Source organism: Pseudomonas sp. yb_5, from assembly GCF_043103865.1.
Taxonomy (GTDB): Bacteria; Pseudomonadota; Gammaproteobacteria; order Pseudomonadales; family Pseudomonadaceae; genus Aquipseudomonas; species Aquipseudomonas putida_Y.
Genome location: NZ_JBICKE010000004.1, coordinates 1 through 25,389, shown reverse-complemented (window position 1 = coordinate 25,389; position 25,389 = coordinate 1). Strand labels below are relative to the sequence as shown.

The following is a 25,389-nucleotide window of genomic DNA, read 5'->3' as shown; positions in this document are numbered from 1 at the left end:
CTTGGCGCCTTTTCACCCGTCGCAGGCCCCCTTTCATGAAAACTCAGTTGCTTGAATTCATCAGCCTCATTGGCGCCGGCTGCATGCGTGAGGCAGACATCGAGCGTATCGCCGACGAGGCCGCCCAGGCCTACGCCGACCCTGTCGCCTTCCTGGCCGCCAACCCCGACATCAACTACGACGACACTTTCCCGATTCCTTTGGGTGAATGGGTGGTGCTGGGCAGCCTGCCGGATACCGTGGTGTTCCAGGCCGACAGCTATCAGGAGCTGTTCCAGCAGATCAGCGACTCGTTCGACAATAGCGTGCCGTTTACCCTCAAGCCCAAGCAATTGGCCCGTACCGAACCACTGACTGCGCTCAACCGCATCCAGGTACAGATGGGCGCGCTGAACAAGGAGGCGGGGGGGTATGTGCTGCTCAACTTCAGCCAGTTGCTGGATGACGAGCTGCAGATGGTCATGGTGGGGCAGCAGGACCTGGCGCGGGTAATGGAGCTGGGAGCAGAGCTGGGCATCAAGGTCGAGCCGGCGCTGGAGGCTTTGAAAGTCGCCGTCCACATCTGATACCAGTGATTGCTTGTTCGCGGGCATGCCCGCTCCCACAGGTACTCCAGCGCATCAGGCCCTGTGATAACCCTGTGGGAGCGGGCGAGCCCGCGAAGAGGCCGGCTCACGAAACATCAATCTTCAGCCCAGCGCAGTGTCGAGAAACATCATCACCGCAAACCCACCCATCAACCCCAGGGTCGCCGCTGTCTGGTGCCCGTTGCGGTGGGTTTCGGGGATCACTTCGTGGCTTACCACAAAGATCATCGCCCCCGCCGCCAGCCCCATGCTGATCGGGTAGGCGAGGGCAAAGCCGGTAGAAATCCCCAGCCCGATCACCGCCCCTAGCGGCTCCATCAGGCCCGACCCAATCGCCACCAACGCAGCCTTCAGGTTCGAAAGCCCCGTGGCGCGCAAGGCCAGCGCCACGGCCAGCCCTTCGGGGATGTCCTGGATGGCGATGGCACTGGTCAGCGGCAGGCCGATGTTCATGTCGCCATTGGCAAAGCTCACGCCGATCGCCATGCCTTCAGGCAGGTTGTGCAGCGTAATCGCCAGCACGAATAGCCACACCCGGCTGATGCGCTCGGCTTCAGGCCCGCACGGACCGGTGCTTTCGTGTTCATGCGGGGTGAAGCGATCCAGGCCCAGCATCAGCAGCACACCCAGGCCCATGCCCAGCACCACGGTAAAGGCGGCGGCCGGGCCGTTGCCGGTGATCTCGCGGGCAGCCTCCAGGCCCGGCAGAATCAGCGAGAACGAGCTGGCGGCCAGCATCATGCCGGCAGCGAAGCCCAGCATCACGTCCTGGGTGCGCGCGTTGACATCGCGCAGCACCACTGCCAGCACGGCGCCCAGCGCGGTGGCGCCAAAGCCGGACAACCCACCCAGCACGGCCAGGTGCAGGTTGTCGGCATGGTCGCCGTTCACCGCGTTCCAGAGGCTGGCGGCCAGCAGTACGCACACCCCCAGCAGGCTCAGCCCCAGGCCGGCGCTGAGCCAGGGGGTATCGGTGACCTGCTGGCGCCAGGCTTGCAGCAGTGAGGGTGGGGCGGCGCTTTGGCTGTGGGCGGATGGCATGCGAACCTCGAATCAATGAATGCAGTCAGTCTACCGAGGGACCTGCGACATCCGCCAAGGATTCCCTTCTATTGGCGCGATAGCTGACTATGCTGTGCAGCAAAGCCTCTGGACAGGAATTCAGACATGGGATCTACCTTCAACAGCCTGGTCGGGCTGATCATTCTGGCGCTGGATATCTGGGCCATTCTCAACGTGATCAAGAGTGGCAGCGAGATGGGCATCAAGGTCTTGTGGATCTTGTTGATCGCTCTGTTGCCGGTGGTGGGGCTGGTGATCTGGGCGATTGCCGGGCCGCGGGGGAACGTGCGGCTGTAGGCGCGGTACCGACATAGCCAGTAATGGGACCGTGACACAATTTTCACATTGATTTAAACAGAATCCGCATCCGCATAATGCTGCGTTGGTCTAGCGCCATCGCCTCTTCGCAAACCGCAATCCTAGGACCTTCCCATTCATGGCTAATACGGATGCCTTGAAGCAACAGGGTGCGCGAACGTCATTTTCGCCGACCCTGAAATCCCACCTGGCCTACACGCTGCTCAGCGGCCTGGTGATCATGCTGATGCTCAGCCTCGTGCGCCTGGCGTTGCTGGCCTACAACAGCGACATGGTCGGTGATACCCCATATTCGACTGTCGCCGAAGGCTTCCTCAACGGCTTGCGCTTCGACCTGCGGGTGGTGGTGTACATCAGCATCCCACTGCTGCTGGCCATGCTCAGCCCCTGGGCCATGGCCCGGCGCGGGGTGTTCCGTTTCTGGCTGACCCTCGCTTCGAGCGTGGTAATGTTCCTCGGCCTGATGGAAATGGACTTTTACCGCGAGTTCCACCAGCGCCTCAACGGCCTGGTGTTCCAGTACATCCAGGAAGACCCTAAAACCGTCTTGAGCATGCTCTGGTACGGTTTCCCGGTGGTACGCTACCTGCTGGCCTGGGCCTTCGGTACCTGGCTGCTGAGCCTGCTGTTCAAAGGTATCGATCGCGCTACCCGTGCCGAAGGCCTGCACCGCGTTGCCCCGTGGTACCACCGCCTGGCGGTGTTCATGGTGATCTTGCTGGTGGCGGTGGCCGCTGCCCGTGGCACCCTGCGCCAGGGCCCGCCGATGCGCTGGGGTGACGCTTTCACCACGGACTCCAACTTCGTCAACCAGTTGGGCCTGAACGGCACCCTGACCCTGATCGACGCCGCCAAAAGCCGCTTCGACGAGGACCGTGCCAACATCTGGAAGCCAGTACTGGAGCAGGACGTGGCCACGCAAAGTGTGCGTGAGCAACTGCTGACCGCCAACGACACGCTGGTCGACGCCGACGAAGCCGCTATCCGCCGCGACTTTGTACCGCCGGCTGATCGTACCCTGCCGATCAAGAACGTGGTGGTGATCCTGATGGAAAGCTTCGCCGGCCACTCGGTAGGCGCGTTGGGCAGCCCCAATAACATCACCCCGTACTTCGACAAGCTGGCCAAAGAAGGCCTGCTGTTCGACCGCTTCTTCTCCAACGGCACCCACACCCACCAGGGCATGTTCGCCACCATGGCCTGCTTCCCCAACCTGCCTGGTTTCGAATACCTGATGCAGACTCCGGAAGGCGGCCATAAGCTGTCGGGCCTGCCGGCCCTGCTCGGCGCCCGTGACTACGACGACGTGTATGTCTACAACGGCGACTTTGCCTGGGACAACCAGTCCGGGTTCTTCGGCAACCAGGGGATGACCACCTTCATCGGCCGTAATGACTTCGTCGACCCGGTATTCTCCGACCCGACCTGGGGTGTATCCGACCAGGACATGTTCGATCGCGGCAACGAAGAGCTGGCCAGGCACGATGGCAAGAAGCCGATCTACGCGCTGCTGCAGACGCTGTCCAACCACACGCCGTATGCGCTGCCGAAGGACTTGCCGGTAGAGAAGGTTACCGGCCAGGGTCGGCTGGACGAACACCTGACCGCCATGCGTTATTCGGACTGGGCGCTGGGCCAGTTCTTCGAGAAGGCGCGTAAAGAGCCTTACTTCAAGGACACCCTGTTCGTCATCGTCGGTGACCATGGCTTTGGCAACCACCAGCAGGTTACCGAACTGGACCTGGGCCGCTTCAACGTGCCATTGCTGCTGATTGCCCCGGGCATTCAGGAGAAATTCGGTGCGGTGAACCACACCGTGGGTACCCAGGTCGACATCGTGCCGACCATCATGGGGCGCCTGGGTGGCAAGGCTCGCCACCAGTGCTGGGGACGCGACCTGCTCAACCTGCCCGAGGGTGACCAGGGCGTGGGCATGATCAAGCCGTCGGGCAGCGAGCAGATCGTCGGGCTGGTGCAGGGTGATCGCATCCTGATCGAGTCCAAGGACATGAGCCCGCGGATGTACCGCTACCAGTTGGGCAGCGAGTTCAAGGCCGAGCTGATCGAAAGCCCGGACCAGCCGGAAATGCTCAAGAAGCTGGAAGCGTATATCCAGACGGCGACCAAGAGCCTGCTGGATAACACCGCTGGCGTGGTGCACGGCACACCGAAGTAAGCGGGTGCCGCGTTGCGGCCCATTCGCGGGCAAGCCCGCGAATGGGCCCGGCACAATTCTCCCGGACTGAACATTCTCCCCGTCCCAAGGTCAGTTATTCAGGCATCACACACCTGGTGTTCGTTGACTGAGAGGGTCCGTTCAATGAAAGAGTGGGAAGTCATCTTTGCCGACCAGAAGGGCGAACCGTCCGCATTGCTCTTGCATGCCGAGCATTGCCCCAGCGAGGAAGACGCTGCGCGGGCCATCCGCTCACACCTGTTTCCGGTGATGGACGAGCTGGACCTCAACGACTTCCAGGACCGTATCATCTCCCCGACCGCTCGCTGGCTCAAAGAGCACAGTGGTGTGACCATCACCAGCATTCACGAAGCATCCTGAACCACACGTTTGCGTGGTGCCTTGGCAGGCGCTACGCTGGTGGAGGGCCTGCCTGTTCTGTGGGTTGGCGCCGCCTCAATAATTCGCGTCTTGCATCAGCTCGAACTGCCCGGCCGTTGCCGGCAGGTGCGTAGTGCACGGAAAGTCTATCCATTGCTTTATTCAGGAGGACGATTCATGAGCAGCCAGAACGACGATATCAGCAGCAACGTCCTGCGCCAGATGAAAGCAGGCGGTTTCGACTTCACCCAGATCCACCCCATCGAGTTCTATGCCGTATTCCCGGACGAAGCAGGGGCCCGTCGTGCAGCCGGGCAGTTTCGCGGGGAATCGCTCAATGCCCAGGTGAAGGAGCTGGGCGACGGTGCCTGGCACCTGGAACTGAGCAAGGTCATGTACGCCACCCATGGCGGGATTGGCGACTTTGAAGAGGCCTTCGAGCAGTTGGTGACACCGTATGGGGGTGAGGTGGAAGGGTGGGGCGTCAAGCACGAACGGCTCACGGCCTGACGGTTTTGTGTTGGCCCCCTTAGCGGGTTAACCCGCGCCTACACATTGATGGGTGGTGGAAACCACCTGCCGTTGTAGGAGCGGGTTTCACCCGCGAATACGGTGGCGGCGGCAACGATGAACGGCCAGGGATATGCGCCAGCAGGACCGGCCCTTTCGCGGGTAAACCCGCTCCTACGACGGTCTGTGTTCAACCCCCGGTGTGTGTCCATCACCTTGTAGGAGCGGGTTCACCCGCGAAGAGGCCCTCAAGGCTTGCGCGCTGCCATGTGCCCCAAATAGGCCAGCAGCGCATCCAGTTCCTGTTCACTCAACACACTTTCGGCAAACCCCGGCATCTTCGCCTGCGGCCATTGCCGCAGGCTTTGCGGGTCGCGTATCAACTTGCGCAAATAAACCGGCTGAAAATACTCGGTCGGGTTATGCGGCACATTCAAGTCCGGCCCCACCTGCCCATCTCCCGCCCCGTTCAACCGGTGGCACACCAGGCAGTTCTGCTGGAACAGGGCAAAGCCCTGGCGCACCGGGCTGTCGGCCGGCAGTTTCGGGTCGGGCAGCAGCGCGGGAAACCGTTGGTCCACCGGGGCCAGCTTGCGAAGGGTAGCGATCTGGAAGGGCCACTGCTCAGGGCGAATACCGCTGGCCTGCGGTGCAGTCCACACCAGGTAGAACGGCCCGGCACTTGGCTTGCCTTGGCCCAGTGGCGGCCACGGCTTGCCTGGGTCTTCCACGGCCAGCCAGGCGCGTGCCGGCCCTTGCTGCAACAGGGGCGCAGCGGGCATTTCGGCGGCAAAGCCATCCAGCGCCACGGCCTGCAGGTGATCGCTGGCGCGCACACCTTCCAGCAGCGTGGCCAGCGGCACCGCTCGATAGCGCATGGGGCGTTTGTAGGAAACGTCCTGTTCGATGCTGATGTCCTGGGCCTCAGGGTGGCCAAGCAGTTCGGCGCTGCTCCACTGGCGCGGTGTAGCGCCCAGTTCAAGGTGCAGTTGCGCCGCCGACAATGGCAGGCTCAGGAGCAACGCTAGCAGGGCAAGGCAGTGGCGCATAGGCAATCTCCGACCATCAAGGCCAGCAGGTTACCTGTGCGTTGCCCCTTGGCGCCACTGCCGCCGTCAGCCAAACAAACGTGTCAGGTTCGGCAAGATCAATAGCAATGTGGTGGCGAATAAAATGAGCCCAGCTTGGCGAATTTTCGATTGTCTGAACATGGCGGACCGCCTTCTTGTTGTTATTCCTGAATACCCGTTGGCTTCCTTGTCGCGTTTCGGGTCGATCACAGTGGCGTTGTGTGGCGCCGGACTGCTTGCCTCTTGAAAGTGGATATACATCCAACAGTAGGGTGTGCGTTATCCATGCTTGAGAACCCTTTGTTCTAACCAAGTGGTTAAACCATTTCTTCTGGCTATGAGGCCAAGTGCCAGCCAGCTGGCATGCTCTATCTAGACAGTGGCGCAAGTGCCAGGCACGCACCGACGAAATGTGACCGTTCGTCAGCGCAGCCTACTTGCTTGTACGTGCCTTTCGCGGCAGTCTCTACAGCAGATTCCCACCCATGTCGTTCAGGACTACCCCTATGTCGTTACGCATCTGCATCCTTGAAACCGATGTCCTGCGACCGGAGTTGACGGCGCAATACCAGGGCTACGGCAGGATGTTCGAGCAGCTCTTCTCGCGTCAGCCGATTGCCGCCGAATTTTGTGTGTACAACGTGATGCACGGCGACTATCCCGCCGACAGTGAAAAGTTCGATGCCTATCTTGTGACGGGCAGCAAGGCCGATTCGTTCGGTACCGATCCGTGGATCCAGACCCTCAAGGCCTACCTGCTCAAACTGTACGAGCGCGGTGAGAAGCTGCTGGGCGTGTGTTTTGGCCACCAGTTGCTGGCCTTGACCCTGGGTGGCAAGGCCGAGCGGGCCGAGCAAGGCTGGGGCGTGGGTATCCACCGCTACTCGTTGGCGGCGCATGCGCCGTGGATGGACCCGGAGGTGTCGGAGCTGACCTTGCTGATCAGTCACCAGGACCAGGTGACCGAGCTGCCGGAAGGCGCCACGGTGATTGCCTCCAGCGATTTCTGCCCGAATGCGGCGTACCACATTCGCGACCAGGTGCTGTGCTTCCAGGGCCACCCGGAATTCGTGCATGACTACTCCCGCGCACTGCTCGATGCGCGCCAGGAATACCTGGGTGACGAGGTGTACCACAAGGCCATAGCCAGCCTGGCCACCGAGCATCAGGGCGATCTGGTAGGGGAGTGGATGTTGCGCTTTATCCAGCAGCCGTCAAAGGCCAGCGACAGCGCCGCTTAATCGGTGGCAACCCTTCGCGGGCACGCCCGCTCCCACAGGTTGCGCACAATGCTGAAAATTGTGAGCCACCTGTGGGAGCGGGCGCGCCCGCGAAGAGGCCATCAAAGCCAACCCGATTTCTTGAAGCTGGCATACAACCCGGCACACCCCGTCGCAATCACCCCCAGTACCGCGAAGTAACCGTAGTGCCAGCTCAGCTCTGGCATGTTCTGGAAGTTCATGCCGTAAACCCCGGCAATCGCCGTAGGGAATGCCAGAATCGCCGCCCAGGCCGCAAATTTGCGCTGCACGATGCTTTGCCGTGACGACTCCAGCAGCATGCCGATCTCGATAGTCTGGCTGGCAATGTCGCGGATGCCGGCCAAGTCTTCCATCTGCCGCGTCACGTGAATCTGCACATCACGAAAGTATGGGCGCATGTTCTTGTCGATGAACGGGAAGCTCAGGCGCTGCAGTTCTTCGCTGACTTCAACCATGGGCGCCACGTAGCGGCGCAGGCGCAGAATGTCGCGGCGCAGGCTGTGCAGGCGACGGATGTCGTCTTCCTGCAGCGAGCCGCCCAGTACGCTTTCCTCCAGCTCTTCGATCTCGCCATGAATGGCCTCGCTGACCGGCTGGTAGTTCTCGGTGACGAAGTCGAGCAGGGCGTACAGCACGAAGTCTTCGCCATGTTCCAGCAGCAGGGGCCGAGCCTCGCAGCGCTGGCGGACCATGGCGTAGGATTTGGAGTGGCCGTTGCGGCAGGTGATGATGTAGCCGTTGCCCGCGAAGATATGGGTTTCGATGAACTCCAGTTTGCCTTCGTGGCGCACTGGCGAGTAGGTGACGATGAACAACGCGTCACCGAAGGTTTCCAGCTTGGGCCGGCTGTGTTTTTCCAGGGCGTCTTCGATGGCCAGTTCGTGCAGGTTGAACTGGGATTGCAGGTTGGCCAGCTCTTCGGCATTGGGCTCTTCCAGGCCGATCCACACGAAATGCCCCGGCTTGCGCGCCCACTCGCTGCCTTCGTCGATGCTGATGTTGGTGACCTTTCTGCCGGCGCTGTACACCGCCGATGCCACGACTCGACCCATGGTTGTCCGCTTATTCGTTTGAACACGGATACAGCTTGGGCTGTACCCGGCGCCAGAGCAACCCGGATCAGGCCAGTTCTTTTTCCATCCGGTCAATGCACTGCTGCATTTGCCCCCGGCACTGCTCGATCAGCGCTGGCAGATCCTGCGGCGTCATGCCCGTCGTGGCAATGGGCGGCAGCGAACGCACGATTACCGTGCGCTGGCGCCAGCTGTTCAGGCTCAGACGCCTGGCATAGCGGCTGACGCAGATCGGCACGATCGGCACACCGGCCTCGATGGCCATGTGAAATGCGCCTTTCTTGAACGCCAGCAAATGCTCGCCGGCATTGCGGGTGCCTTCGGGGAAAATCCAGATCGAGGTGTCGTCCTGCAAAACCCGGGTGGTCTTCTGTATGGCCTTGCGCGCCTGGTAGGCATTCTTGCGGTCGACCAGCACGTTGCCGCCCAGCCAGAACAATTGGCCGAACAGCGGGATCCAGCCCAGGCTCTTCTTGCCGATGGCGACGGTGCGTTGCGGCACTACCTGGCCCAGCACGAACAGGTCGAAGTTGGACTGGTGGTTGGCCACGATCACACAGCCGGGCGGATGGTCCCACAATGGGCCGACTTCGGCCTTGACCTTGATGCGCATCAGCCAGGTGGCCGGCAAGCTGTAGAGCCGGGCAAATACGCGGCTGTTGTCAGGGTTGAAGGGGCGGCACAGACCAATGATCAGGCCCACGACGCCAACGGCAAGAAAATGCAGCCCCAGCAGGAACATACGCAATGAATAAAGCATGGTACGACTCACACCAGACAGTCGCCGGGCAGTGTACGGGTGTGCACTGGTTGGGGCAAACCTTGGTGCACGCCTGTTCCGGCCTTTTCGCGGGCAAGCCCGCTCCTACACAGGTTGCGTATGCCCGTTGAATAGCGGATTTACCCGCGTAGAGGGCGAATGTGCAGGCGCGGGCTTGCCCGCGAAAGGGGCCGTGCGGCTAGCCCATATGCTGCTGGTCCAGCTCGATCGCCTTGTCCAGCGCCTCCAGCAGCCCTTTGCGCACTTTCAGCTTGGTGTTCTTGTGCGCCAGCATGTTCAGCTTCTTCAGCTCCCGCGCCGCGGTCATTGCCGCTTCCTGCAACTGCTCGGCCGGCACCACCTTGTCGAGGAAGCCGGCATCCACTGCGCCCTGCGGGTCAAACACTTCGGCGTTGATCACCGAGCGGTGGAAGGCCGAGCGTCGCAGGCGGTCGCGGGCCAGTTCAATACCGGCGTGGTGCATGGTCATGCCGATTTGCACTTCGTTCAGGCATACCTTGTACGGCCCTTCGACACCAATGCGGTAGTCGGCCGACAGCAGCAGGAAAGCGCCCTTGGCCACGGCATTGCCGGGGCAGGCGACCACCACCGGGAACGGGTGCGACAGCAGGCGGCGGGCGAGGGTGGAACCGGCGGTGACCAGGCTGATGGCCTCTTTGGGGCCGCTGGTCATCACCTTGAGGTCGTAGCCGCCCGACAGAATGCCCGGCTGCCCGGTGATGATCACTACTGCACGCTCTTCGGTAGCGCGGTCCAGTGCTGCATTGAAGGCAGTGATGACGTCCGGCGAGATGGCATTGACCTTGCCGTTGTTCAGGGTAAGGGTGGCGATGCCGTCTTCGGCGTGGTAGGTAATCAGCTCGCTCATGGCAGAGTCCTTTTGTTGGCGTGGCGACGACGTTACCCAGCGTCAGGGGCGAGGTAAAGCAGCAAGGCTGACTGGTCGGTCAGCGCTCACGGCACCCCAAGTGCAAATACATGAAAAAATTGAAAAAAATGCTTGCCAAAGGGAAAGTCTTTCACTAAATTAGCGCACCTCGACGGGCCGCAAGGCTTGAAGAGAAACGGTGAAGTGTCCGAGTGGTCGAAGGAGCACGCCTGGAAAGTGTGTATACGAGAAATCGTATCAAGGGTTCAAATCCCTTCTTCACCGCCACATTCTACGAAGAGCCCCCGCGCTGAAAAGCACGGGGGCTTTTTTTTCAAGGCCACTGGGGCTGCTGCGCAGCCCATCGCGACACAAGGCCGCTCCCACAGGCAATTGGAGTGCCCCCAAGAAGTTGGACAGCAATCCAACCCCTTGGGAGCAGTCGACACCTGTGGGAGCGGCCTTGTGTCGCGAAAGGGCCGCAGAGCGGCCCCGGCAATCTAGAAGCTGATCGAAGCCGAAAGCCGAGCGGTACGCGGTGCCCCCTGGAACAGGTAGTTATCCCCCAGGTAATCCCCCACATCGCGCCAGTAACGCTTGTCCAGCACGTTATCCACCGTCAGCCGCAGCACCGTGTCATACCCGGCAACACGGGTACTGTAGCGGCTGCCAAGGTCGAATACGGTATACCCGCCAACCTCAACATTGCCCGCCTGGCTCGCATACTTGCTGGCGCTATACCGCGCACCGCCCAGCAGCGCGAGCCCCGGAACCGGCAGGGTATATTCCGCATGCAGCGCCGCCCGGAATTTAGGCACGTTGATCGCCTGGTGCCCTTCATAGGCTTCGGTACCGCTGTTCTGCACCCGCGCCCGAATGGCTGCCGCACTGGCCTGTACCTGCAGCTTCGGGGTCACCCAGCCGCTGGCGCCCAGTTCCAGGCCGGTATTTTTCTGCTGGCCTTGCTGCACGTAGGTGAAGTTGCCGCTGCCGTCCGGGCGTGCGTACTGGTAAGCCTGGCGGATCTGGAACAAGGCGGCACTCAGGCTCAGGCCTTGCCAGTCGTGCTTGAGGCCCAGTTCCAGTTGGCGCGACGTGGTGGGCGCAAGAATTTCAGCTGCATTGCTGGCGAACCAGGGGGCCGTGCCTCCGGCAGACAGGCCCTTGGCGTAGCTGGCGTATACCGTGGTGTTCGGCTGCGGCTTGTAGATAATCGCAGCGTTGGGCAGCAGCTCGTACTGGCGTGTGTGGCGCCCGGCAACGCCGTTCTCGTTCCAGGTCTTTTCATCCAGCCGCACTTCACGGGCGCCCAGCACGGTCTGCCATTGCTCGTTGAAGCTGATGCGGTCGCTGATGAACAAGCCGTACTGGCGGCTGTCCAGTCGACGTTCGCTGGCGCCTACGGGTTTGTCGGACGGGGCGAATGCAGGGGCGCCGGTGTCGATGTTGCCGGTACCAAGCCACTCGTTGTAGTACGGGCGCTGATCCAGCGTACGCCGTTGCGCACTGGTACCGACGGTTAGGTCATGGCCCACGCCCAGCGCATCGAAGTGCCCGTTGAGCATGGCCTGTGCCTCGTCGGTACGGCGGGTATCGTCGGGGCTGCGAAAGTCATAGATGTCGTAGTCACCATTGCTGCCGAAAAACGCCCCCTCGCTCGAACCCCAGGCAAACGCGCTGTAGTCGTCGATCACCACTTTGCTGCGGGAGGCGCTCAAGGTGCCGGTCCAGGTATCGTTGAAACGGTATTCGAAGCGCCCGCCCAGGTTCAGCGAGTCGTTCTGCACGGGCTTTGCCCAATGCTGGTAGGCCAGGCGGTCTTCCGGGTCGATGCCGTGGGGCACTTCAGTGCCTCCGAGCAGTTGGTAACCCGGCACCGACGCCTGTTCGCGGTGCTGGTACTCGGCATCCAGCTGCAGGGTGGCATCCGGGCTGATCTGCCAGTCGAATGCCAGCGAGGCGAAGTCGCGCTTGCCGTCAGCGTGGTCGACGTAGGTGCGGATGTCTTCATGGGCCAGGTTGGCGCGCAGGCCGAACTGCTTTTCGCTGCCGAACCAGCCGCCAAGGTCGGTGGCCAGATAGCGTTCGCCTTGTTCGTTGGTCGACACCGTGACGCTGCGTATGTCTTCGGCGCGCTTGGTCACATAGTTGATCAGGCCGCCCGGCTCCGACACACCACTCTGCAGCCCGGACAGACCCTTGAGCAGTTCCACCTGCTGCTTGTTCTCCAGGGCTACGTTCTGCTCGCCGGCAATGGTCTGGCCATTGATGCGATAGCTACTGGCGGCGTTCAGCCCGAAGCCGCGCACATTGAAGTTTTCGTAGTAGCCGATGGGCGCATAGCTTTCGCCGACTGACGCATCGCTTTGCAACACTTCGCTAAGCTTGCGGACCTGGCGGTCTTCCAGCAGCTGCTGGCTGAACACGCTGACAGAGGCGGGAGTGTCGAGCAGCGGCGCGGGCTGGAAACCGCCCACAGCCGCCTGGCGTGCCTGGTAGCCATCACTGGCGAAGGTGTCGGAGACCTGCAAGGGGGCAAGCACCACGCTGTCTTCGGCAAGCACAAGGGGGCACTGCAGGGCCAGGCCCAGGCTGAGCAGGCTCAGGGGCAGGCGGGGGTGATGCGGGGGCATGCGGTGGGGCTCCTGGATGCGCGATACCTGTGCCGGCCCTTTCGCGGGTAAACCCGCTCCTACACCGGTTGGCGATACACCGGGTGGTGAAACACCGGTTGGCGATGCACCGGTTGGTGAAACGCCGGTTGGCGATACACCGGTTGGTGAAACGCCGGTTGGCGATACACCGGTTGGTGAAACACCGATTGGTGATGCACCGGGTGGTGATACCCCAGGTGGTGATATCCCTGTAGGAGCGGGTTTACCCGCGAAGAGGCCGGCACAGGCCATGAAAAAGGCGGCATATTACCAGCCGCCTTCCCCATAAAACGATCAGGGCCCCGTGATAATCAGCCTGTCCTGATCGGCCGCTTGTGCTGCCGCCAGTTGTCATCGATCTTCGACCAGGTCTTGCCATCGGTAATGGCCATCAGCTTGCGTCCATCCTTGAAGGTGGCCAGGAAGGTCGCTTCCTCTTCCTTGCCACCCAACCACAGCCCGGCCAGCAGCCCCACTGGCCCTGCCACCAGAGCGCCGGCCACGCCCCAGCCCAAGGCGCTGCCAAGGCTGCGGTTGGTTTCCAGGCTGGCCAGCCGCAAGTCGCTGATGCGTGCCAGGGAAATCCGTTCACCGGGTGAGGGGCTGCGCGCGGTCTTGAGTGTGAGCGATCCATTGCGATACTCGCCTTCACCTTGCAAGAAGTCGCCGGATTGCACCGTGAGTCTTGTCATAAAGTCATCCTGTCAGGGAAAGGGCATTTTCCAGCGCTTACTGAGCGCTGCCCCGGCAAGCAAGTCAACGGCATTGCGACGGAGGGTAGTGCGGTACTTTGTCGCCGTGGCCAATGGCCTCTTCGCGGGCGCTTCACAAACCTCAGGGCCGTGATACGCCTTGTGGGAGCGGGCGTGCCCGCGAAGAATCCAGTGGTCATTTATCAGGCCAGCTGCAAGGTGTTCTTGCGCTTACGCTCGGCCAGGCCCCACACCAGCAATCCCAGCCCGCCAATCACCAGCCCGGCCACCACAATCCCCATCCAGCCCTGGCGCTGGAACAGCTGCGTGCCCAGCAACGACCCAAGCGCCCCGCCAATGAAGTAGCAGGTGATATAACCGGCATTCAGCCGCGTACGTGCCTCGGGCCGCAGGGCGATCACCGCGTTCTGGTTGCTCACATGCACCAGCTGTACCGCCAGGTCGAGCATCAGCACGCCCAGCAGCAAGGCGAGCAGCGACTGTTCGGCAAACCCCAGCGGCACCCACGACAGCAGCAACACCACCAGGCCCACGGTGGTGCCCAGCGACCCCTTGCCACGGTCCGCCAGGCGCCCGGCCCAGTTGGCCGACAACGCACCTGCCGCACCGGCCAGGCCGAACAGGCCGATCACTGCATCCGAATAGTGGTAGGGGCCTTTTGCCAACAGAAACGCCAGGGGTGTCCAGAACAGGGCGAACAGGCTGAATGCCAACAGACCGAGCAGCGAGCGCAGGCGCAGCACGGGCTCTTCGATGAACAGGCGGAACACGGAGCCGATCAGCGCCGGATACTTCAGCCCGGCGTGGCTGTGGTGCTGTGGCAGGCTGCGGTACAGCGCCACGGCGGTAAGTGCCATCAGCACGGCGGCCAGCACGTAGATACTGCGCCAGCCACCCAGCTCGGCCATGAAGCCGGCAGCAGTACGCGCCAGCAGGATGCCCAGCAGCAGGCCGCTCATCAGCGTGCCGACCGCGCGCCCACGCTGATGCGGCTCGCTCAGGGTTGCTGCCATCGGCACGAGGATCTGTGCCACCACCGAGAACAGCCCGGTCAGCGCCGTGCCGAGCAGCAGCCAGGGCAGGCTGGGTGCACAGGCGCTGATGACCAGGCCCAGGGTGGAGACAACGGTCATCACGGTAATCAACCGGCGCTGCTCGAACAGGTCGCCCAGCGGTGCCAGCAGCAACAGGCCGGCGCCATAGCTGAGCTGCGCGGCAATCACGATGCTGCCGGCGCTGGCGGTGCTCAGGCCAAACTGCTGGGCGATGCTGTGCAGCAGCGGTTGGGCGTAGTAGTTGCTGGCCACGGCCAGGCCTGTGGCGGTGGCCATCAGCAGGATCAAGGCGCGGCTGAGAGTGGGGGTGTGCATACAATTCTCGTGGGGGCAGTCGTGTGTGGTGATGATTATCAGCAAGTGTCAGGCATGACACCAATGTATAGTTTTCAACCTATTCATCTTGAAAGCAGATAGATCGATGAACCTCAAGCAGCTCGAATACGCCCTTGCCGTGGCCGACACCGGCAGTTTTACCCGCGCGGCGGAGCGTTGCCATGTGGTGCAGTCGGCCCTTAGCCATCAGGTGGCGCGGCTGGAGGCGCAGTTGGGGGTGAGCCTGTTCGAGCGTAGTTCGCGACGGGTGCGCCTGACACCTGCAGGGGAGGCCTTTGTGCTCAGTGCACGGCCAGCGGTGGAGGCGGCCCGGCGCATTGCCGATGATGTGGCGGCGGCCTGTGGCCAGGTACGCGGGCGGCTGGCGATTGGTGAAATCAGCTCGCTCACCGCGCTGGACCTGGTCGACCTGTTGGCGGTGTTCCACGGTCTTTATCCGGATGTGGATGTACGCTGGCTCACGGCCAAGAGCGAATCGCTGATCGCTGATGTGCTCGAGCGGCGCCTGGACGTGGGTTTTATCGGGCTGTGGCAGGGCGAGGTGGTGCAGGGGGTGCAGCATCGCTTGCTGGCCAGGGAAGAACTGGCCGCTGTGTTGCCGTTGGGGCACCGCTTGGCGGGCAGGGCACAACTGGCGTTGGCTGACCTGGCAGGCGAGGTGTTGGTGGATTTCCCCGAAGGCACTGGGGCGCGACGACAGACCGACGAGGCGTTTCAGGCGGTGGGGTTGCAGCGCAGGGTGCAGTTCGAGATCGGGCATGTTCGTCTGGTGGAGAAATTCGTGCAGCGGGGCATGGCCGTCGGCCTGGTGCCCGAGCGGGTGGCTCAGGGCATCGAAGGGGTGGCCGTGGCGCGGTTGGTGGATGCGCCGGTACGGCACTTGTATGCGGTGTGGTCGTCCAGCCCCACACCGGCTGCCCGGGCTTTTCTGGACGTGATGGAACAAGGCCTGGGGGCAAGGAAAGGCTAAGCCTGTGCCGGCCTTTTCGCGGCACAGGCAACCTTTCAATCAGGCTGCAAACCCACCGTCCACCGTCAGGCTGGCACCGGTGATATACCCGGCTTCAGGCCCCGCCAGGTAAGCGACAAAGCTGGCAATCTCCTCCGGCTCGCCGTACCGCCCAACGGCCATCAGCGGAATCAGGCTCTCGGCGAACTCGCCACTGGCCGGGTTCATGTCGGTGTCCACTGGCCCGGGCTGCACGTTGTTCACGGTAATGCCTTGCGGCCCGAGGTCGCGTGCCATGCCGCGGGTCAGGCCGACCAGTGCCGACTTGCTCATGGCGTACGGTGCACCGCCGGCAAACGGCATGCGCTCGGCGTTGGTGCTGCCAATGTTGATGATGCGACCCCCTTGGTCCATATAGCGTGCCGCGGCCTGGCTGGCGACGAATACGCTGCGTACGTTCACGGCCAGCATGTGATCGAAGTCGGCCAGGTCGAACTCTGTCACCGGGGCCACTGCCAGCACACCGGCGTTATTGACCAGGATATCCAGCCGGCCCAAGGCCTTCACAGTGTCATCCACTGCCAACTGCACAGCTGCCGCATCAGCGCTGTCAGCCCGCAGGGCCAAGGCTTTGCCGCCGTTCTCGGTAATTTCCCGAGCCAGTTCTTCAGCCGGGCCGGCAGAGCTGACATAGGTGAAGGCCACTTGCGCGCCTTCGCGGGCCAGGCGCCGCACGATGGCTGCGCCAATGCCTCGGGAACCGCCCTGTACCAGGGCCACTTTGCCTTCGAGTGTAAGTTGCTTGGACATGCTGTTCTCCTGCTGGAAGCCAGGCCGAAATGCCTTGGATAGGCACAGTATCGGCGCACGATTACCTACTGATAAGATGGCAATCACTATCAGCAGAGTAAACCTTTGGTTGCTAATCATGGCCATGGAATCGTTCAGCGCGTTGGAATGCTTCATCCGCAGTGCCGAGGTCGGCAGTTTTGCCGAAGCCGCCAGGCGCCTGAGCCTTACTCCGGCTGCCGTGGGCAAGCACGTTGCGCAGCTGGAAGCGCGCCTGGGTGTGCGGTTGTTCCAGCGTAGTACCCGCAAGCTGACCTTGACCGAAGCGGGGCAGCGTTTTCTCGGCGAGGTCAGTGACAGCTTTCGCACCATTCAGTACGCCGTGGCCAACCTGGCCAGTGCAGAAGGCCAGCCGGCCGGGTCGTTACGGGTGAGCATGGGCACGGTGTTCGGGCGCTTGTACGTGCTGCCGTTGCTGGGGGAATTCTTGCGCCGATACCCGGCGATTACCCCGGATTGGCATTTCGACAACCGCCAGGTCGACCTGATCGGCCAGGGCTTCGATGCAGCGATTGGCGGTGGTTTCGAACTGCCGCCAGGGGTGGTGGCGCGCAAGCTGACCCCGGCGCACCGGGTGTTGGTGGCGGCGCCGGCCTATCTGCAGCGGCACGCGCCGATAGAAGACCCGCAGGTGCTGCAACGCCATGACGGCATCCTGGTCCGGTCACCGCAGACCGGGCGGGTGCGCTCGTGGCCGTTGACCAGCCGTTGGCAGGCGCAGCAGCCGCTGCAATTGCGCCAGGCGATGACCATGAGCGATTCGGACGCGGCGTGCGCAGTGGCCGAGCAGGGGCTGGGTATTGCCCTGGTGAGCCTGCCGTTTGCCGTGCCCTACTTGCTGGCAGGTCGGCTGCTGCGGGTGTTGCCGGACTGGTATGTGGACGATGGGTATATCAGCCTGTATTTCGCCGAGCACAAGCTGTTGCCGGGCAAGACCCGGGTGTTCGTCGATTTTGTGGTGGAGCAGTTTGCCGAGCAGGGGCTGGCGGGGCGTTTCGATGCCTTGCAGGCCCTTTAGAGAATTATTGCCTGTGCCGGCCCTTTCGCGGGCCCGCCCGCTCCCACAGGGATATCACAGCCTTGAAGACAGTGGGATCCTTGTGGGAGCGGCCGGCTCAGACAACATCGACAATGAACGATACCTGCGCCCCCAAGCTCACCTCGTCATCCACCCGCTTGCCCAGCAACAGCTGCCCCAGCGGCGAACGCGGGGTAATCACCGTCACCAACCCGCTGCCTTCGCCAATCTTCAACCCCGCTGCCTCAGGCCCCAGAAACAGCCGGCGCTGCCCGCAATCTTCATCCTCCAGGGTCACCAGGTTGCTTACCTGCACGCCGCGCGCCGGGTCGTAGTCACGCAGCAGCAACTGCTGGTAGATCACCAGCGCCTGGCGGATCTCGGCACTGCGGCGGGCCTGGCCGGTGGCCAGGTACGAGGCCTCCAGGCCCAGCGTGTCGTACTTGTTCTCGGCAATGTTCTCTTCGGCGGTGGCGGCCTCGTAGGCGGTTTGCGCCGCGCGGGTCAGCACGTCCAGGTCATGCTCGAGGGTGGCGACAATCAGCGCCAGCAGGTGGGGCTTGTCCATGGTCAGTAACAGAACTCCAGCACGTTGGCCTGGCTTTTTTCGGTGGGCGCGGTACGGTTTTGCTGCAGCCAGAACTGGCACTTGGGGCTGTTGAGGTTGCGCGGGTTGCCCTGTGCGGCATCGGCGGCCTGTTGCAGCGCCTGTTTGTGCAGGATGTCCTTGTAGCGTTCGAACATCTCGGCCTGGGCATCCTGGGCTGGGGCCGGTGCAGGCGTTGCAACGGGGCGGTCTGCATGCGGGGCTACAACCTGGGCCAGGGGTTGCACCTGCTGGGGCCACAACTGTTGTGCCAGCCACAGGCTCACGGCAATGGCCATGGCGCCCAGCCATAGGCCCAAGGCTACGCACATGATCAACGGCAACGGCTTGAGGGTGATCTTCAGTTCACGGTGGCGCGGCATGTCAGCCTCCTGGCAGCGTGGTAGGGGGCATTGTCGCATGCGCTTGGGCATTTTTCTGCGCAGGTGCTTTTGTCAGCGCCAATTTATGCGCAGAATTCGCGGTTTTTGCACCAGCACGGGAGGGGCGCATGAAAGCCACCTGGGACATCTTCTGCAGCGTCGTCGACAACTACGGCGATATCGGCGTGACCTGGCGCCTGGCCCGGCAGTTGGTGGCCGAGCACGGCCTGGCGGTGCGCCTGTGGGTGGATGACCTCAACGCTTTCACGCCCATGTGCCCTGGCGCCGACGCCACGGCGGCGCAACAGTGGCAGCACGGCGTGGATGTGCGCCACTGGCCCGCAGCGTGGTTGCCGGTGGCGCCGGCCGATGTGGTTATCGGCGCGTTTGCCTGCCAGTTGCCGGCGGCGTATGTCGAGGCCATGCGTGCCCGTCCGCAGCCGCCGCTCTGGCTCAACCTCGAGTACCTGAGTGCCGAGGACTGGGTGGAGGGTTGCCATGGGTTGCCTTCGCCGCAGCCCAACGGTTTGCGCAAGGTATTCTTTTTCCCGGGCTTTACCGACAAAACGGGCGGTTTGCTGCGCGAGGGTTCGCTGCTGGCCCGGCGTGATGCGTTCCAGCAGTCGGCGGAGGCGCGCCGTGCCTTTTTGCAGGGGCTTGGTGTAGACCCTGTGCCGGGTGCGCTGCTGATCTCGCTGTTCGCCTATGAAAACCCGCAGCTGGGCAACTGGCTTGATGCCCTGGCCACGGCTGACCAGGCCTGCCACCTGTTGGTCCCGCAGGGGCGCATCGTCGCGGGGCTCAGCCAGTGGCTGGGCGAGGGGCCGCTGCATGTGGGTGATGTGCGCACGCGTGGGGCGCTGACCGTTCAGGTGCTGCCTTTCGTCAGCCAGGACGACTTCGACCGGCTGCTATGGAGCTGCGATTTCAATGCCGTGCGTGGCGAAGACTCGTTCGTGCGTGCGCAGTGGGCGGGGCAGCCGATGCTGTGGCACATCTATGTGCAGGACGAGAATGCCCATTGGGAAAAGCTCGAAGCGTTCCTCGCGCATTATCGCTGCGGCCTGTCAGACGATGCCGATGCAGCCCTGTTGGGCCTGTGGCGTGCATGGAACATGGATTTCGACATGGGCCAGGCCTGGCGGGCGGCCCGCCAGCATTGGCCGGAACTGCAGCAGCATGCCCGCCTTTGGGGGGCGCGACAGGCCGCTCAGCCGGACCTTGCCGAAGCGCTAGTACACTTTTACCGAAATTCGCTATGATACGCGGCCTCGATTTTTATAAATCCATCCAGATTCGGATACTTCGTAATGAAAACTGGTAAAGAACTGAAACCCGGTACCGTACTGCGGATCGACAACGACCCGTGGCTGGTTCAAAAAGCTGAGTTCACCAAGTCGGGCCGTAACAGCGCGATCATGAAGACCAAGCTGAAGAACCTGCTGACCGGCTACAAGACCGAAACCGTGTACGGTGCGGACGACAAGCTGGACGACGTGATCCTGGATCGCAAAGAAGCGACCCTGTCGTTCATCAATGGTGACGAGTACACCTTCATGGACACCACCGACTACACCATGTACGAGCTGAACGCCGAAGACATCGAAGCCGTTCTGCCGTACATCGAAGAAGGCATGGAAGACGTCTGCGAAGCCGTGTTCTTCGAAGGCCGTCTGGTGTCGGTTGAACTGCCGACCACCATCAGCCGTAAAGTTGTCTACACCGAGAACGCTGCTCGTGGTGACACCTCCGGCAAAGTCATGAAGCCTGCCAAGCTGGCGAACGGTACCGAGATCTCGGTTGCCGACTTCATCCAGATCGACGAGTGGATCGACATCGACACTCGCGACAACAGCTTCAAAGGCCGTTCCAAGAAGTAATGCTTCTTGCGAGACGCAAAAAACCCGGCGCAAGCCGGGTTTTTTTATGCCTGTGTGCTCGTGCTTTTGTGGGTGCAACTGTCGTGCTCAATTTCTAAAAGCTGGCGCAGATCCGTGTGGGAGCGGGCTTGCCCGCGAACACGGGCGAAGCCCGTGCCATCCACCGCGGTGTATTCTTCGCGGGTAAACCCGCTCCCACAGGGGATCGCGCAAGCCTTTGCGCCTTAGACGGTTACGTGCAGGCGCACATCCACATTACCGCGGGTGGCATTGGAATACGGGCACACCTGGTGCGCCTTTTCCACCAGCCCTTCGGCATCGGCCTGGGCCAGGCCCGGCAGGTTGATGTGCAGGTCGATGTCCAGGCCGAAACCGCCCGGGATCTGGCCGATGCCCACCTTGGCGGTGATCGAGGTATCTGCCGGCAGGGCTTTCTTCTCTTGCCCGGCCACGAATTTCAAGGCGCCGATGAAACAGGCCGAGTAACCGGCGGCGAACATCTGCTCGGGGTTGGTGCCGTCACCGCCCGCGCCGCCCAGTTCCTTGGGGGTGCTCAGGCTGACTGCCAGCTTGCCGTCGCTGGAGCGGGATTTGCCGTCGCGCCCACCGGTGGAGGTTGCTTCTGCGATGTACAGCGGAGTGACCTTTTGCATCTTGAGCCTCGCTAATGTGCTGTGCACTCCCGTTTGCAGGAGGGCGGGGGTTGGTGTGGGATTTAAATTAGCGCGCAATTAATTAGTGCGCAAGATAAATCATCGCCGTTCATCGGAACGGCCATTTCACAGCATAGCGTTCAGAGGTTTTTTTGCAGGTTGTCGCGCAGGTTCAGCAGGTCGGCTTGCAGTTGCTGTAGCTGCTCCAGGCTGCGCCCGCTGGCCTTGAGAATGCACTGCGGCACCGCTTTGGCCTGCTGTTGCAGGGCGCGGCCTTTGTCGGTCAGTTGCACCATCACTACCCGTTCATCTTCGCGGCTGCGGTTGCGCTGCAACAGGCCTTCGCTTTCCAGGCGCTTGAGCAGCGGGGTCAGCGAGCCTGGGTCGGTCAGCAGGTGCTGGCTGATTTCGCCCACGGTCAGGCCGTCACGCTCCCAGAGCACCAGCATGGCAAGGTATTGCGGGTAGGTCAGGCCCAGCGCCTGCAGCAGCGGCTTGTAGACCTTGGTCATCAGCAACGAGGTGGAGTGCAGGGCAAAACAGACCTGGTTGTCCAGCAGCAGCTCGTCACAGGAGGCTTGGGTGTCGGCGTTCATGCAGGTCCTTGAAAGTGATCAATGGAAAATTCTGGCACGCTGATCATCAGTGCGCGAGTTAATCGCGCAGTTCACTGCGCAAGGCCAGGTCCCAGGGTGGTATCGGGCTGAATCGGCTCTTGAGGAATTCGAGCAGCAAACGGCTGCGAGAGTTCGTTTCATGTGCCAGGCGTAGCGCGTAAATGCCGCTGGTCTCGGCTTCAGGCAAGCCGCCGTCGCAGAACAACGGGATAAGCTCGCCGCGCAGCAGGTATTCACTGATCAGCCAGGTGGGAAGGTGGGCTATCCCCAGGCCGGCGAGGGCGCCGAACAGCAGGGTTTCGGCATTGTTGGCGGCCATGCGCATGCGCGCGGGTCGGTACAGGCGGGTTTGCCCGGCCACACTGAAGCGCCAGGCGAACGGCGGCGCCAGGCCATCCCAGTCCAGCCCGTCATGCCCGGGCAGTTCGCTGGGGCAGGTGGGGATGCCGCGGCTGGCCAGGTAGGCGGGGCTGGCGCAGGCGATGCGCACCATGTAGGCGAGCGGCGTGGCGACCAGACGGGTGTCGGCCAAAGGGCCGGCGCGCAACACCAGGTCGACCTCGCCCAGGTGGCTGCCCTGCAGGTCGACGAAACTGTCGATCAACCGCAGTTGCACGTCCAGGCCCGGGTAGGCCACCAGGAAGTCGGCAATGGCCGGGGCCAGGTGGCGGCGGCCAAACGCGGCAGGTGCGTCGATGCGGATCAGGCCTTCCGGGGCATTGCTCAGTGACACCGCTTCGGCCCGGGCCAGGCGCAACTCCTCGATGATGCGCCTGGCCCGCTCGGCAAAGGCGTTGCCTGCAGGCGTGGCCCGCACTGCGTGGGTGCTGCGGGTGAACAGGCGGCTGCCGACGGCGCTTTCCAGGTTGTCGATGCGCCGTGCTACCGCAGACGGGGTCAGCGGGTGGCGACGGGCGGCGGCAGAAAAACTGCCGGTTTCCAGCACATCGAGGAACAGGCTCAATTGGTCGGTCAGGGTATCGGGGCTCATGGTTGCCTTGCTTTTGCGAAAAGCGCACAGCCATTGTGCGCTGCTGTGCGTTTCCCCGCTAGCGCGCAATCGTTAGCATGCTCGCATTATGGGTAAAGGCGGAGGAGGCCCTGATGATCGAGTGGTTGTTGTATATCGTGCTGGGCGCTGCCCTGGGCACCATGGGGGGCTTGTTCGGCATTGGTGGCGGGCTGATTGCGATTCCGGCGCTGGGCGTGTTGTTCGGCCTGGACCAGCAGTTGGCGCAGGGGACCGCGTTGGTGATGGTGGTGCCGAACGTGTTGCTGGCGCTGTGGCGGTATCACCAGCGCAACCGCATCGCGTTGCGCCATGCGTTGCCGCTGTCGGCGTGCAGCTTTCTGTTTGCCTGGCTGGGGTCGATCTGGGCGGTGGGGCTTGATGCGCATTCCATGCGCCTGGGTTTTGTCGGCTTTCTGGTGGTGCTGGCGGTGTGGAACGTGGTGCGGATGTTCATGAAGGTGTCGCCGCCGAGTGCCGAGCTGCGTCATGCCTGGCCGTGGCTGGGTGTGCTGGGCAGCTTTGCCGGCACAATGGGCGGCTTGTTCGGGGTGGGTGGGGCCGTAGTGGCCACGCCGGTCCTGACCAGTGTGTTCGGCGCTACCCAGGTGGTGGCGCAGGGGTTGTCACTGGCGCTGGCGGCGCCGAGTACCGTAGTCACGCTGGTGACCTATGGCGTGCACCATAGCGTTGACTGGGGGGTGGGGATTCCGTTGGCGGTGGGGGGCTTGCTCAGCATCAGTTGGGGCGTGAAGCTGGCCCACGCGTTGCCGGAGAAGGCATTGCGGGCGATGTTCTGTGTGTTTCTGGTGGTCTGTGCGGTGATGCTGGGGTTTGAGCTGTGAGATTTTTGGGCCGCTTTGCGGCCCCAGATTACTTGAAACCCTCAACGATGTAGTCGGCCATGCAGTCGGTAATGGGCGAGGGGGTCTGGGTACTGCGCACCAGCATTACATTGGCCATCGGTAATTGCGGCAGCCCTTCGCTCTCACCCAGTACGCGGATGTTGCCCCCGATCAGGCTCTGCAACTGCGCGGTCACTGCCAGCCCGGCGGTGACGATGGCAAAGATCGCCGCCAGGCTTGGGCTGGTGTAGGCAATACGGTAATCGATGCCCTGTGCCTCCAGCGCATTGCAGGTCCAGGCGCGACAGAAGCAGTCGGTGTTGAACAGCGCCACCGGCATCGGCCGTTGTTCGTGCGGGCAAAAGCCTTCTGCCGCGGCCCACACCAGGCGTTCCTGGCGCAGCAACTGGCCAATCTCGTTGCCGGGCTCGCGGGTGACGATGGTCAGGTCCAGATCCTGGCGCAGCATCAGCTGCTTGGACGAGTCGCAATGCACTTCCACCTGCACCAGCGGGTAGGCCTGGGCAAAGCTTGACAGGATGGTCGGGAGGAAGCGCATGGCGTAGTCGTCCGGTGTGCCGATGCGCACCAGTCCAACCATGTGCGGCATGCGCAGGGTGTTGAACACTTCGCCATGCAACTTGAGAATGCGCCGGGCATACCCCAGCAGGACCTGGCCTTCGGCGGTCAGCCGCACCTGACGGCCATCACGTTCGAAGAGCTGGCGCTGCAGAACGTCTTCTTCCAGGCGTTTCATCTGCATGCTGACTGCTGACTGGGTGCGGTTGACCACTTCGCCTGCACGGGTAAAGCCGCCTTGCTCGGCAATGGCGACGAAGGTGCGCAGGACGTCCGCGTCGAGGCTCTGGTACTGGGACATTGCATCAATCTCCGAGATGCATCGCATCAGAAACATTCGTTGGATTGATCTTATGCCTGGCGTGAGACTGAAGCCATCAACACGGAGGGCTTCACGATGAAAGGTCATGTCAGCAGCATCCAGCAACCTGCCTTTTCCCTGAGCTACCTGTGGCATGCGGCCCTGCAGCGTCCGGCGCGTTGGCTGGAGTTGTACCGTCAGCGTCAGGAGCTGGCCAGCCTCAGTGATGCAACTTTGCGCGACTTGGGGTTGAGTCGGGCGGATATCCAGCAAGAGGCCGAGCGGCATTTCTGGGATGATCCACTGAGGAAGTGATGCCAGGCGTGGCAGTCGCTTCTGCTTCTGCTCCTGCTCCTGCTTTGGCTTTTGCTTCTAAGCGCGCGGTAGTTCAGGCGACGCAGATTGCGACTTCAGGAGGCCGAGCGCAGGGCTTGCGGAGGGAGGTGACGGGCATGGATGCCCGTCAAGCGCTGGGCCCCAGGATGGGGCCTGCAGCGCGGTCCTCCCGGGAGCAAGCCCGGAGCGAGGGGACCCCGAAGCGTAGCGTAGGGGCCGGATGATGGGAGCCGACGGTTTTGGTTACTTTGGCCACGACCAAAGTAACCCGCCGGAAGGGCGGAAAGGTGAATAGGCGCCAACATCGTGAATGAATGTCTACTTGATGTGAAAGCGCACAACCCAAAGGCTCAAAAGCTCAAAAGCTCAAAAGCTCAAAGGCTCAAAGGCTCAAAGGCTCAAAGGCTCAAAAGCCCAAAAGCTCAAAAGCCCAAAAGCCCAAAAGCCCAAAAGCCCAAAAGCCCAAAAGCCCAAAGCTTAAGCGCTGGTTCTGATCGGGCGTACAGTCCGTTTGCGATGGCGACGCCAACTCACCTTT

Annotated in this window: 27 protein-coding genes and 1 tRNA gene; 13 read left to right on the top strand and 15 right to left on the bottom strand. The window is 62.4% G+C overall.

The window, feature by feature from the left end; genetic code table 11:
• Window positions 1–35: 35 nt before the first annotated feature.
• The gene (locus tag ACF8GF_RS00605) at window positions 36–566 is read left to right on the top strand and encodes a hypothetical protein (RefSeq protein WP_020192208.1); all 531 of its coding nucleotides are present in this window, start codon (window positions 36–38) and stop codon (window positions 564–566) included.
• 123 nt (window positions 567–689) lie between these two features.
• Here the strand turns inward: ACF8GF_RS00605 and ACF8GF_RS00600 are convergent, their stop codons facing one another.
• A complete protein-coding gene (locus tag ACF8GF_RS00600; protein ID WP_392487618.1) occupies window positions 690–1,628 on the bottom strand; it encodes a ZIP family metal transporter in 939 nt (312 codons plus the stop codon).
• Between the two features lie 126 nt (window positions 1,629–1,754).
• Between ACF8GF_RS00600 and ACF8GF_RS00595 the strand changes: the two genes are divergently transcribed.
• The 4 genes from ACF8GF_RS00595 (at window position 1,755) to ACF8GF_RS00580 (ending at window position 5,034) form a co-directional block, all read left to right on the top strand.
• Window positions 1,755–1,946 carry a PLDc N-terminal domain-containing protein gene (locus tag ACF8GF_RS00595; RefSeq protein WP_004577083.1) on the top strand — a complete coding sequence of 64 codons (192 nt, stop codon included), beginning with the start codon at window positions 1,755–1,757 and terminating at the stop codon, window positions 1,944–1,946.
• A 139-nt stretch (window positions 1,947–2,085) separates the two neighbouring features.
• Complete coding sequence (locus ACF8GF_RS00590; protein WP_392460458.1) at window positions 2,086–4,143, top strand: LTA synthase family protein; 2,058 nt, start codon at window positions 2,086–2,088, stop codon at window positions 4,141–4,143.
• 144 nt (window positions 4,144–4,287) lie between these two features.
• Entirely contained in the window at window positions 4,288–4,524 is a 237-nt protein-coding gene (locus ACF8GF_RS00585) for a hypothetical protein (RefSeq protein WP_176685643.1), read from the top strand.
• A 177-nt stretch (window positions 4,525–4,701) separates the two neighbouring features.
• Complete coding sequence (locus tag ACF8GF_RS00580) at window positions 4,702–5,034, top strand: ribonuclease E inhibitor RraB (RefSeq protein WP_003252824.1); 333 nt, start codon at window positions 4,702–4,704, stop codon at window positions 5,032–5,034.
• 248 nt (window positions 5,035–5,282) lie between these two features.
• Here ACF8GF_RS00580 and ACF8GF_RS00575 read toward each other — a convergent pair whose 3' ends face one another.
• The gene (locus ACF8GF_RS00575; protein ID WP_209964302.1) at window positions 5,283–6,083 is read right to left on the bottom strand and encodes a cytochrome c; all 801 of its coding nucleotides are present in this window, start codon (window positions 6,081–6,083) and stop codon (window positions 5,283–5,285) included.
• 527 nt (window positions 6,084–6,610) lie between these two features.
• Here ACF8GF_RS00575 and ACF8GF_RS00570 point away from each other — a divergent pair.
• Window positions 6,611–7,345, top strand: coding sequence for an amidotransferase (locus ACF8GF_RS00570; protein ID WP_084852264.1), 735 nt, complete (start codon window positions 6,611–6,613; stop codon window positions 7,343–7,345).
• Window positions 7,346–7,446: 101 nt separating this feature from the next.
• Here the strand turns inward: ACF8GF_RS00570 and ACF8GF_RS00565 are convergent, their stop codons facing one another.
• The 3 genes from ACF8GF_RS00565 to ACF8GF_RS00555 all read right to left on the bottom strand — a co-directional run bounded on the left by ACF8GF_RS00565 (window position 7,447) and on the right by ACF8GF_RS00555 (window position 10,088).
• Window positions 7,447–8,418, bottom strand: a complete 972-nt coding sequence (locus ACF8GF_RS00565; protein ID WP_084852262.1) for a magnesium and cobalt transport protein CorA — start codon at window positions 8,416–8,418, stop codon at window positions 7,447–7,449.
• 67 nt (window positions 8,419–8,485) lie between these two features.
• On the bottom strand, window positions 8,486–9,199 hold the full coding sequence (locus ACF8GF_RS00560) for a lysophospholipid acyltransferase family protein (protein WP_392487619.1): 714 nt from the start codon (window positions 9,197–9,199) through the stop codon (window positions 8,486–8,488).
• Window positions 9,200–9,398: 199 nt separating this feature from the next.
• A complete protein-coding gene (locus ACF8GF_RS00555) occupies window positions 9,399–10,088 on the bottom strand; it encodes a crotonase/enoyl-CoA hydratase family protein (protein WP_028698250.1) in 690 nt (229 codons plus the stop codon).
• 198 nt (window positions 10,089–10,286) lie between these two features.
• On the opposite strand from ACF8GF_RS00555, the gene ACF8GF_RS00550 reads away from it, so the two are divergent.
• Window positions 10,287–10,376, top strand: a tRNA-Ser gene (locus tag ACF8GF_RS00550).
• A 212-nt stretch (window positions 10,377–10,588) separates the two neighbouring features.
• On the opposite strand, the gene ACF8GF_RS00545 is transcribed toward ACF8GF_RS00550, so the two are convergent.
• The 3 genes from ACF8GF_RS00545 to ACF8GF_RS00535 all read right to left on the bottom strand — a co-directional run bounded on the left by ACF8GF_RS00545 (window position 10,589) and on the right by ACF8GF_RS00535 (window position 14,825).
• Complete coding sequence (locus tag ACF8GF_RS00545; RefSeq protein ID WP_392487620.1) at window positions 10,589–12,721, bottom strand: TonB-dependent siderophore receptor; 2,133 nt, start codon at window positions 12,719–12,721, stop codon at window positions 10,589–10,591.
• A gap of 332 nt (window positions 12,722–13,053) precedes the next feature.
• Window positions 13,054–13,434, bottom strand: coding sequence for a hypothetical protein (locus ACF8GF_RS00540; protein WP_012053335.1), 381 nt, complete (start codon window positions 13,432–13,434; stop codon window positions 13,054–13,056).
• A gap of 203 nt (window positions 13,435–13,637) precedes the next feature.
• Window positions 13,638–14,825: an MFS transporter gene (locus ACF8GF_RS00535; protein ID WP_392461687.1), complete on the bottom strand. Its 1,188-nt coding sequence runs from the start codon at window positions 14,823–14,825 to the stop codon at window positions 13,638–13,640.
• Window positions 14,826–14,931: 106 nt separating this feature from the next.
• On the opposite strand from ACF8GF_RS00535, the gene ACF8GF_RS00530 reads away from it, so the two are divergent.
• A complete protein-coding gene (locus tag ACF8GF_RS00530; RefSeq protein WP_209964315.1) occupies window positions 14,932–15,816 on the top strand; it encodes a LysR family transcriptional regulator in 885 nt (294 codons plus the stop codon).
• Between the two features lie 39 nt (window positions 15,817–15,855).
• Here the strand turns inward: ACF8GF_RS00530 and ACF8GF_RS00525 are convergent, their stop codons facing one another.
• Window positions 15,856–16,605, bottom strand: coding sequence for a 3-oxoacyl-ACP reductase family protein (locus ACF8GF_RS00525; protein ID WP_176685638.1), 750 nt, complete (start codon window positions 16,603–16,605; stop codon window positions 15,856–15,858).
• A 118-nt stretch (window positions 16,606–16,723) separates the two neighbouring features.
• Between ACF8GF_RS00525 and ACF8GF_RS00520 the strand changes: the two genes are divergently transcribed.
• Window positions 16,724–17,662 carry a LysR family transcriptional regulator gene (locus ACF8GF_RS00520; protein WP_176685637.1) on the top strand — a complete coding sequence of 313 codons (939 nt, stop codon included), beginning with the start codon at window positions 16,724–16,726 and terminating at the stop codon, window positions 17,660–17,662.
• Between the two features lie 97 nt (window positions 17,663–17,759).
• Here the strand turns inward: ACF8GF_RS00520 and ACF8GF_RS00515 are convergent, their stop codons facing one another.
• Both ACF8GF_RS00515 and ACF8GF_RS00510 read right to left on the bottom strand, forming a co-directional pair.
• Entirely contained in the window at window positions 17,760–18,230 is a 471-nt protein-coding gene (locus ACF8GF_RS00515; RefSeq protein WP_392487621.1) for a transcription elongation factor GreAB, read from the bottom strand.
• A 2-nt stretch (window positions 18,231–18,232) separates the two neighbouring features.
• Window positions 18,233–18,631: a hypothetical protein gene (locus tag ACF8GF_RS00510; protein WP_392487622.1), complete on the bottom strand. Its 399-nt coding sequence runs from the start codon at window positions 18,629–18,631 to the stop codon at window positions 18,233–18,235.
• A gap of 128 nt (window positions 18,632–18,759) precedes the next feature.
• Here ACF8GF_RS00510 and earP point away from each other — a divergent pair, with 128 nt between their 5' ends.
• Window positions 18,760–19,893 carry an elongation factor P maturation arginine rhamnosyltransferase EarP gene (gene earP, locus ACF8GF_RS00505; protein WP_392461686.1) on the top strand — a complete coding sequence of 378 codons (1,134 nt, stop codon included), beginning with the start codon at window positions 18,760–18,762 and terminating at the stop codon, window positions 19,891–19,893.
• A gap of 48 nt (window positions 19,894–19,941) precedes the next feature.
• A complete protein-coding gene (gene efp, locus ACF8GF_RS00500) occupies window positions 19,942–20,511 on the top strand; it encodes an elongation factor P (RefSeq protein WP_003252871.1) in 570 nt (189 codons plus the stop codon).
• Window positions 20,512–20,735: 224 nt separating this feature from the next.
• On the opposite strand, the gene ACF8GF_RS00495 is transcribed toward efp, so the two are convergent.
• The 3 genes from ACF8GF_RS00495 to ACF8GF_RS00485 all read right to left on the bottom strand — a co-directional run bounded on the left by ACF8GF_RS00495 (window position 20,736) and on the right by ACF8GF_RS00485 (window position 22,772).
• Window positions 20,736–21,164, bottom strand: a complete 429-nt coding sequence (locus tag ACF8GF_RS00495; protein ID WP_176685633.1) for an organic hydroperoxide resistance protein — start codon at window positions 21,162–21,164, stop codon at window positions 20,736–20,738.
• 140 nt (window positions 21,165–21,304) lie between these two features.
• Window positions 21,305–21,760 (bottom strand): MarR family winged helix-turn-helix transcriptional regulator, encoded by a 456-nt coding sequence (locus ACF8GF_RS00490; RefSeq protein ID WP_392487623.1) that lies wholly within the window; start codon window positions 21,758–21,760, stop codon window positions 21,305–21,307.
• Between the two features lie 58 nt (window positions 21,761–21,818).
• Entirely contained in the window at window positions 21,819–22,772 is a 954-nt protein-coding gene (locus ACF8GF_RS00485) for a LysR family transcriptional regulator (protein WP_010952891.1), read from the bottom strand.
• A gap of 113 nt (window positions 22,773–22,885) precedes the next feature.
• On the opposite strand from ACF8GF_RS00485, the gene ACF8GF_RS00480 reads away from it, so the two are divergent.
• A complete protein-coding gene (locus tag ACF8GF_RS00480) occupies window positions 22,886–23,635 on the top strand; it encodes a sulfite exporter TauE/SafE family protein (protein WP_176685631.1) in 750 nt (249 codons plus the stop codon).
• A gap of 28 nt (window positions 23,636–23,663) precedes the next feature.
• Here the strand turns inward: ACF8GF_RS00480 and ACF8GF_RS00475 are convergent, their stop codons facing one another.
• Entirely contained in the window at window positions 23,664–24,515 is an 852-nt protein-coding gene (locus tag ACF8GF_RS00475) for a LysR substrate-binding domain-containing protein (protein ID WP_176685630.1), read from the bottom strand.
• A 96-nt stretch (window positions 24,516–24,611) separates the two neighbouring features.
• On the opposite strand from ACF8GF_RS00475, the gene ACF8GF_RS00470 reads away from it, so the two are divergent.
• A complete protein-coding gene (locus ACF8GF_RS00470) occupies window positions 24,612–24,830 on the top strand; it encodes a DUF1127 domain-containing protein (RefSeq protein WP_014591954.1) in 219 nt (72 codons plus the stop codon).
• The last annotated feature ends 559 nt before the right edge of the window (window positions 24,831–25,389 follow it).